Source organism: candidate division WOR-3 bacterium (assembly GCA_016926475.1).
Lineage (GTDB): Bacteria > SDB-A > SDB-A > SDB-A > SDB-A > JAFGIG01.
In genome coordinates this window covers 1-6,162 of the sequence record JAFGON010000081.1, presented here as the reverse complement: position 1 = coordinate 6,162, position 6,162 = coordinate 1, and the positions used below count along the sequence as shown (strand labels likewise).

Here is a 6,162-nt window from a genome sequence, read left to right as displayed (position 1 = left end):
TTTTTCTTTGCCTTAGTTCTTACTTCTTCTCCTCCAAAATCTTCTCCAAAAGTTTATCCGCAGACTCATCGTTTGGATCAGAAGAGATTAACTCGCCACGGAAAGCTTTGGAGAGGATGGATTGTTCGAGCTTCTCGATTTTTTCGAGGGCTTTTTTGTATTTCACCTCAAGCGAATCTGCTAAAGTGAAAAGTTTTTCAACTCTCCTGACGATTTCGTGCTGCTCTTCTTTCGGAGGAACAGGAACGGGTATTAAACTCAATTCTTTCTGATTTATTTTTGGTAATACACTTCTGTCTCCAGCTGTCGAAGCTAAATCGAGAAAAATATTAGATAAAATATAAAAGTAAAGGAATTTGGTATTTATATTACAAGTTAATGGATACATATCAGCGCTACACAAACCATCGAAATATGAGATTATTGCTTTTGATAAATATGGACGAATTTTTGAATAAATTATTTGGCCTTCATAAAATCTGTGCTTAGCGCTTTTAACATTATCTTGTTTTATTGTTCTATAACCTAGTAACTTGCCTGTTCCTTTTTCAATATTATCTGGGGCAATATGGGGAAAATTCTGAAAATTTTTAGGATCAACTAAATTCGTGGAAATTTTACATACGTCTATGAAAGAGAAAATTTTCCAGTTATCTGGTAAATATTCTGAATATTCTCTTAGAGGAGAATGACTTTTATTCAATAAATAATAAGAAAATGTATCCTTCCCTTCTCTCCAATCCTCGGTCAATTTACCGGAGCAGGCGGAGGAGAGAACGGATTGGCGGAATTTTTTGAGGAGAACAGGAATTTTCCGGAGACGGAATTTCGCGGTTTGAACTCTCGGCAAAATTGCATCGAGCTTCTCAACAATCCTCTTCTGCTCGTTGAGAGGGGGGAGGGGGATTTTATGGGTTTCAAAAACAGGTTTTGTTATATGAACCATACCAGAACCATGTGTTTTTGTATTAAATTCAGAAATAGCTTGTTTTAAAGAAAAATATAAAAATTTTTTATCTATAATTTCAGAATTTACAATGACATTAAAAATATGTTGATTTAACCAAGCTGAACCACCATCCCAAATAAAAACATCAAGGGTTGCAGACCATGCCATAAGTAAATCACCATTTTCAATGAAATATTTTTTCTCATGTTTTATTTTTGAATAATTAATAATATTAGTACTCTTTGTAAGATTCTGGATTCTAATTATTGGTAATCCGCTTTTACTCCATTCAGAAGGTTTAAAAGCTCTTCCATTAATGTAATTTGCAACACTACCAAGAGGAACCTCAACCCACTTCTCTCTTCCCATTATTCTTTTCCCAGTAATTCTGTTATCTCGTTTAACTCATCTACTACGGCTTCGAGTTCGGAGACGGCTTCGGATATTAAGTCCACAGGTTCGGGCAAATCGTTGGGGTCGTCCAGGGTTTCGTCTTTCAGCCATTTTATGTCTAACTTGTAACCTCTTTCTTTGATTTCATCTATTCCGAAAGGTCTGAACCTGCCTTCCTGTCCCTGGTCGGTGCGCTTGCTGTTTCCGTTAGGGTCTTTGCCGTAAACTTTCTCGAAATCCGTGAACATGTCAGCTGTCAGGGGTCTGTCTTTTTTCGTACAGCCCGGAATGTTCGACCTGTTGTCGTAGATCCACACCTTTTCCGTCGGTCTGCCCTTCTGCAAAAAGATTACATTTGCCTGAGCGTTGGCGTAGGGGACGAAAGTTCCCCTGGGCAGTCTCAAAATCGTGTGGACGTTGCAGTCGTGCATGATTATCTCGAAAACCTCTCCGGCTTTGTCCTCGAAAAGGCAGTTGTCGGGCAGGACTATCGCGGCTCTTCCGCCGCTTTTGAGAATCGTGTTTACGTGCTGAAGGAAATTCAACTGCTTGTTGGAAGTCGAAATAGTGAAATCGTCCCTCACCGGAGCCTGACCCGCGCCTTTCGTCCCGAAGGGGGGATTGGTCATGACGACGTCGTATTTCTTGCCCTTGTCTGGTTCGTATATTGTGTCGCCCAGATAAATTTTCGGCGATATGCCGTGGAGGAATAGGTTCATGAGAGCCAACCGCCGGGGTCTTGCGACAAGGTCCTGTCCGAAATATGTGTTTTCTTTTATGAATTTTATTTTGTTTACGTCAATCGCGCCGCGTGTTTTCTCCATCAGATATTCGTAGGCGGCGACCAAAAAACCTCCCGTCCCGCAGGCCGGATCGCAAATAGTCATTCCCTGATGTTTGAGGGGATCGGGCTGGATTAGTCTGACGATAGTCTTTATGAGCGGCCTCGGAGTAAAGTATTGTCCCGCGCCTTTTTTGCCCTCGCTCGCCGCTTTTTCGAGAAGCCCCTCGAATGCCTCGGCTTTGACGTCGACGTCGAGGCTCGCCCAGTCCTCAGCGTCTATCATTGTTATCACTTTCTTTAAATTGACGGGATTGCTGAATTTCGGCATGGACTGGGCAAAAATATCTCCGAGGAGGTTTTTTTCGTCCCGCAGTTTCTGCAAAAGCATCAAGTAATGGTCTGTCAGATCGGTGCCTGAAAAGCTTTTCAGCGTTTCCCAGTCGCAATTTTTGGGAAGTTTTACGCCTTTTTCGTGAGCCATTTTTATAAAAAGAAGATATGTCAGCTGTTCTATGTAATCGCCGTAGTCTATTCCGTCGTGGCGTAGGGTGTGGCACATTCCCCATAATTTGTTGACTATGTCGGACATTTTTGTTCCTCTCAGACCGCTATTTTGTAGTTGATTTCTTCTATAATTTTGTCGAATTCGTCTCCGAATATTTTTTGAGCCCTATGCAGACCGCCGTGTCTTTCCAATACCGGCACTACGTCAAAATTATCTTTTTCTATGGCGAGATTGATTATAAGGTGTTCTTTAATGTAGTTGAGCCAGCTACTCTGTTCTTCGTTGAAGTCGTGGATTTCTTGAATTTCTGAAATCGTTTTGCTGACGCGCTCTTTTGCAGTCAGAAGAGGATTTTTCTCGTCGTCGGCGTTTTTTATCATCGAGATTATGTCGGCAAGAGCTTTGTGGCCTGAAAGCTCGTGGGCTTTTCTAATTTTTTCTTCTTCGAAGTCGTGCTTTTTGAGTTCGGAACGGATTTCTTTCAAAACTTTTGTGTTCCACTTCCTGGGATTTTTAAGAAGGATCGAAAGAGCTTCGATTTTGTCTTTGTTTGCCTGGACGAAAGTTGAAAAAGCGTAGAGGTATTCGATGGGTTTGTAGCTTTTGTCTTCGACCTTGAACATAAGGTCTGATGAAACTTTGTCCTGAGTTTCATAGGCGACGTAAAAAGGCTTGTATGCCCGGTTGTAGTTCACCAAAAGGTCTTGAAATGCTTTTTTGCGGAGCAGTTCCATCGTCTCCGTAAAGCTTGATTTTAGGTTAGGTTTAAGTTCGTCTGCAAATTTTCCGATGTCGCCGTTTTCTATGAATTTTGAAAAATCTTCTCTCGCTTTTGCGCTCATAGTTTCGGCAACACGGCGCAGGCGTCTTATGAGGCGGTTAATGTTGTAGTCTCTTTCTATGTTGTTCCAAATATTTTCTATTACCTCGGAAATCGTCGCGGCGTTGGATGTGTCTTCTATCTCTATGACGAAGTCGGTCGAGTCCTTGAAATATTCGATCAGGGTTCCGTCGAAACAGTCAAAAATAGTGAAAAAGCTTTTGTTTATGTCCGGACATTTTCTCGTGCCCCTGCCGAGCATCTGTGTCCACAGAATTCTCGATTTGACCGGACGAAGGAAGACTATGAATTCAAGGGCGGGGATATCTACGCCCGTAGATAGCATGTCAACTGTGACTACTATGCCGGGGTCAGGTCGGTTTCTGAAACGTCTGATTTTCTCAAGAGGTCGGTCAACTGTAGGACTGCCCGTTATTTTTTGGACAAAATCGTCTCCTCTGCCGAAAATCCCGCGGGCGATGTTGACGAGTTGGTCGGCGTGGGAGGTGTGGGGCAGGTCGTTAGCGGCGAATATCAAAATTTTTGGGAATTTCCCCGTTTCATTTTCATGAATTAAAGCGTAACGGGCGACTTCTTCGAGGATTTTGCGGTTGCTGTCGGGCGAGGTTATTTTGCGTTCTACGTCCCGGGAGTCGAACTCGCGTTCGTCTTCGAGGTTGTCTATTCGCTCAAGACCGGTCATAGGATTTTTCAGGCCGACCTGTTCGCCCGCTTTCAGGAAAATGCCGTTTATCCTTACTTCCGAGTTTATTTTTACCGCCTGGTAATCTACAAGAAAACCCTCCAAAACCGCCTGTTCGACGGTGTATCTGAATACGGGATTGCCGAAATAAGCGACTGTGTGAGAGGCCGGGGTCGCAGTGAGTCCGAGTTTTACAGCGTCGAAGTGATTCAAGACGCTTCTCCAGATGTTCGTGTCCTTAGATGTGTATCCCCTGTGGCATTCGTCGGCTATTATCAGGTCAAAGGCGTGGATGGGCATGTCTATCTTTCCAGCATCCTCGTCAAGGTCCGGGTCGCTCGCGCTCTGGGTGAAGGAATTTTCACGTCCGAATAGGTTTATAGCCATTCTCTGGATTGTCGAGACGTAGACAAAAGTGTGTGCAGAATTTGGCGAGGTTAAATATTCGTTCGGTAATACTCCGATGTCGAAGTTATCGCTCTCTTCAAAATCTTCGCGTCTGAATTTTTGACTGAAAACTTCGTATTCCTGGTTAAACTTGTTGCCGCTCGGGGTAGTGAACGCCGAAAACGCCTGAGCGGCTTGCGCCGCAAGTGCTTTTCTGTCCACCAGAAACAGGATGCGGCGGGCATAGCGTGATTTTAAGAGCCTGTAAATGAGCGAGACAGCGGTGTAGGTCTTTCCCGTCCCCGTCGCCATTGCCAGCATCATGTGGCGTTTGTTTTTGAGCAGGGCTTCTTCGAAGGCTTTTATGGCTTCTTTCTGGTAGGGTCTGAGCCCGTCTATGTTGTTCGGTGTGCTTTTGAGCCAGTTTCGGGAGGATTCGAGGTCTTTTGAAAACATATCGCGCAAAGCGTCAGGTGTGTGGAAATCGGCTATTTCGCGTGAGTAGTATTCCTCTTCGCGGACGTCGGCGAAAAATATCTGCTCGCCGTTTGAAGAATAGAGGAAGGGGACCCTGAATTTTCCCCAGGAGCCTAAAGTTTTTGGACAACCTGAGGAATATCTTTTCGCTTGCTCTAAAACGTTTTGAGGGTCGAGAGACACTTTTTTTGCCTCGATTATGCCTAAAAGTTTTCTTTCTACGAAGAGTGCATAGTCCGCGGGACCGTTTTCTGTGGGGTATTCCTCGACGGCGTGGTGCGTCAATGATTTTGTGTCGAATTTATCGCTGTAGGGAATTATGACCCAGGGAGGGTTGAGGGATTTGAGTTTTTTGTCTATCCGAGTTTTGCGTGTTTTCTTTTCGCTCTCGTGCATCGCTTCCTTTGGGTTGGACAGTTAAAAACATTATATATTAAACCAGCGGGGAAAAGAATGATGTTAGGAAAAGAAGATGAGAAAAAGAATATCAACCACGAAGGGTGGGAAGCATAGCTTCCCACCTGCACGAAGGAAAAAATGTAAACATTTTTTCTACACGAAGTTTAAAAAAGAAAAAAAGATTTAATCGCGAAATAGATTTCATCGTAGATGAAAAGATAAGATATTTACCACGAATGAACACGAATGGACGCCAGTAGACGCGAAGGAAAAGAAGAGAATATCCACCAAAAGAGATTCTTAACATAAAAAAACGTAATTAATGTTTTTTTAACGCTTGTGATTAATATATAAAAAGAATTCAACAAAGGAGACAAAATGAAAGCATTGGCAATGGTAATTATAACACTGCTGATTGCTATGCCTATGGTGCTTTTAGCAAGACCCGCATACTATCAACACGCAAGGATAGTAAATTACTCAGACGATAGGGATCCTCTTGACTTTGAGCCCAAAGAATCGAACGAATACTACCCGTATCTTCCGGACGTTCAGAATCAGCCTGAACTCCCTTCAAACTATGCCCCGGAATGGGGAACAGACCGTCTTGTGTCGGATGAATGGACTATGAATAATTCAGTCATATCTTTTGACTATGATTATTCCGGGTATCTCTATGTCATGGGATTGTCAAATACATACACTAACGACACTTTAAAACTCTTCAAATCCACTGATCAGGGTT

The 6,162-nt window shown here is 43.2% G+C and carries 4 protein-coding genes; 1 reads left to right on the top strand and 3 read right to left on the bottom strand.

Going from position 1 to position 6,162, the window contains the following annotated elements:
* Window positions 1-19: 19 nt before the first annotated feature.
* Genes JXA84_08155 through JXA84_08145 form a run of 3 tightly spaced genes read right to left on the bottom strand, consistent with a single transcriptional unit; the run spans window position 20 to window position 5,414 of the window.
* A complete protein-coding gene (locus JXA84_08155) occupies window positions 20-1,318 on the bottom strand; it encodes a restriction endonuclease subunit S (protein ID MBN1151172.1) in 1,299 nt (432 codons plus the stop codon).
* Complete coding sequence (locus JXA84_08150; GenBank protein ID MBN1151171.1) at window positions 1,318-2,715, bottom strand: N-6 DNA methylase; 1,398 nt, start codon at window positions 2,713-2,715, stop codon at window positions 1,318-1,320. The genes JXA84_08155 and JXA84_08150 overlap by 1 nt, the downstream gene beginning before the upstream one ends.
* 11 nt (window positions 2,716-2,726) lie before the next feature.
* Window positions 2,727-5,414: a DEAD/DEAH box helicase family protein gene (locus JXA84_08145; GenBank protein MBN1151170.1), complete on the bottom strand. Its 2,688-nt coding sequence runs from the start codon at window positions 5,412-5,414 to the stop codon at window positions 2,727-2,729.
* 381 nt (window positions 5,415-5,795) lie between these two features.
* On the opposite strand from JXA84_08145, the gene JXA84_08140 reads away from it, so the two are divergent.
* On the top strand, window positions 5,796-6,162 hold a 367-nt coding region (locus JXA84_08140), incomplete at its 3' end, for a hypothetical protein (protein ID MBN1151169.1).